We start from the raw sequence: 2,647 nt of genomic DNA, 5'->3' as shown, positions 1-2,647 counted from the left end.
GTACGAAGGTAACGAACTTCGCTGCGATGGCGAGCGCCATTGGCCAGTTGTGCAGGGCGGGGCTGATCGTCGTCATCGACGAATTTCAATACTTCACTAGCGCGGCATTGAGCAGCTTCAGTTCCTTCCTGCAAGCCGAAGTGGACAAACTGCGCGAATCCAGTCTGCCACATGGTGGACTGTTCGTTCTGGGTTCGCTTCATGCCGACATGAATGCGTTGCTGGAAAACAAAGGGGCACCGCTTTATGGCCGATTGACCCAGCGCATCAAGCTGGACCATTGGGATTTTGAGGACCTGCTAAGCGTGTTTCGTAGCCAGGGTCTTCGGGAGCCTGCGCAATGGCTGTCGCTGTGGACCTTCTTCGAAGGTGTGCCAAAGTTCTATCACGATGCGTTCGAGCAGGATCTCTTTCAGGTCGCGCCAGACGCGTTCTCCGACGAACTGCTGACCAGGATGTTTGTACGCAGCTCAAGCCCGCTTTCCGAGGAAGCCGATACCTGGTTCCTGCGCGAGTTGAGAGGGCGCTCACTTTCGATTCTGACGTATCTGGCGGAGCATCCCGGATGCGGCCACGGTGAACTGCTGGCAGGCGTTGGTGCTCCCGAGGAGAAGACCCAAATCGGCGGATACCTGACGAGCCTGGTTCAAAGCTATGAAATGATATCCAAGCTAAACCCGGTGTTTTCGGACGGCAAGAGTCGCAATGCTCGCTATTACATTGCCGACAATTTCTTGCAGGCGTGGCTAGCGGTGGCTAAGCCTGCGCGTGAAGCTGCCCGGATGAAAACGCTGGAAAGAACTTTGGAGCTGGCACGGCCGCGTCTGCGGGGAGTCGAGGGCTTTGCATTTGAAAAGCTCGTGCGCAAACTGCACGAGGAGTGTTCCCGTAAGGGCAAAGGCGATTTCGAACTGTCAAGCCTGCAGATGGGTTACTGGAATCGGCCGAAGGATATGGCCCGCAGCATCGAAATCGATTTGGTCGCGTTGGACGAGACCAACCGGCGCGTGCGGTTTGGGTCGTGCAAGCGCTCAGCTGAGGCGCATACCAACGAATCCCTGGCCGGTTTCGGGCAGCACGTAGCGGTTTTTCTCGCAGCCAAGGACCATCAATACCTGCAGGACTGGACAATAGAAAAGTTCGTTTTCTCGCCGGTTTTTACCTCGGGTGACCGCAGTCACTTTACAGGGAAGGGGTACGTTGCCCGTGACCTGAACGATTTTGCCGCGCTCTTCTGAGCGCACGCGTACCGCGGGTCCGTCTGCGCTTGAACTCCAGACTTCCACATCTCGCGTCGCCGCTCAAGTCCGTGCAGGTGACTGCAAGGCACGCCCTCCTAGGGTTATCTCGGACTTTGGCAAAAGAGGGAGCGGCGCACAATGTTCGCTCGCACGTTGTTTGCCCGGGGTTCTATGCAATAAGGCGACACCGCTAAGTTCGGGTGAACCTGCAGCGCAGTTGGCAACATTCACGGCACGAGGAGATTAAGCTCCAACGTGCGGAGAGGAGACATCATGAGCGCAGGTTTTCAGCACCCGTTTCTGTCGTCGCCGCGAAGTTCGGAGCAGGGTAAGGTGGTGTCCGCGCGTGAAGCTGTACGACTTATACGACCGGGCGATACAGTCGCGACGGGAGGTTTTGTCGGAATCGGCTTCGCAGAGGAAATCGCAGTCGCGCTCGAAGCGCTTTACCTTGAGGAGAACAAGCCGAACGATGATTTCCCGCGCGACCTGACGCTCGTGTATGCCGCAGGGCAAGGCGACGGTAAGTCCAAGGGCTTGAATCATCTGGCACATGTCGGGCTGGTTCGCCGGGTCATCGGCGGTCACTGGGGTCTGGTGCCGGGGCTGCAGCGCTTAGCAATAGATGGCCTGATTGAGGCTTATAACTTGCCGCAGGGCGTCATCTCCCAGATGTTCCGGGACATCGCCGCGCATCGTCCAGCGCATCTTTCCACCATTGGCTTAGGCACATTCGTCGACCCTCGTCACGGTGGAGGAAAGCTCAACTCCCGTACAGTCGAAGACCTGGTCAGTCTCATTTCAATCGACGGGAAGGACTGCCTCCTATACAAAACATTTCCCATCAACGTCGCCATTGTCCGAGGGACCACGGCCGACGCGAGCGGTAACGTGACCATGGAAAAGGAGGCGTTGACGCTAGAGGCGCTTTCTATCGCGATGGCAGCGCGAAACTCGGGCGGCATCGTCATTGCCCAGGTCGAGCGTATCGCCGACACGCACACGCTCAATCCACGGCAGGTCAAGATTCCTGGAATCATGGTCGACTGCGTGGTTCTGGCGGAACCAGCGAATCACTGGCAAACCTTCGCTGAACCCTACAGCGCTGCGTTTTCAAGCGAGCTTCGCGTCCCCGCTAGCTCCGTAGCCGCTATGGCGCTCGGCGAAAGGAAGGTCATTGCCCGCAGGGCGGCATTTGAGTTGATGGCCAACAGTGTCGTCAATCTGGGTATCGGGATGCCGGAAGGCATTGCTAGTGTGGCCAATGAAGAGCAAGTGATAGACCTCTTCACGATGACGACCGAGCCCGGCGTCATTGGAGGCATCCCTGCTGGCGGTCTCAACTTCGGCGCTGCGACAAATACGCAGGCGATTATCGACCAGCCATACCAATTTGATTTTTACGA

2 protein-coding genes and 1 pseudogene are annotated in these 2,647 nt (G+C 57.4%); all 3 read left to right on the top strand.

The annotated features are described in order from the left end of the window. Positions 1-1,238, top strand: a 1,238-nt coding sequence (locus WCA53_RS18640) for an ATP-binding protein (protein ID WP_423913848.1), incomplete at its 5' end; no start/stop codon positions are given. A gap of 47 nt (positions 1,239-1,285) precedes the next feature. Next, positions 1,286-1,411: pseudogene (locus WCA53_RS18635) on the top strand (3-hydroxybutyrate dehydrogenase); the annotation flags it as partial. A 103-nt stretch (positions 1,412-1,514) separates the two neighbouring features. Then, on the top strand, positions 1,515-2,647 hold a 1,133-nt coding region (locus tag WCA53_RS18630), incomplete at its 3' end, for a malonate decarboxylase subunit alpha (RefSeq protein ID WP_423913843.1).

It is taken from the genome of Caballeronia sp. (assembly GCF_049581465.1).
Taxonomy (GTDB): Bacteria; Pseudomonadota; Gammaproteobacteria; order Burkholderiales; family Burkholderiaceae; genus Caballeronia.
The sequence above is the reverse complement of the archived record's forward strand: the minus strand, read 5'-3'. Positions and strand labels throughout refer to the sequence as shown.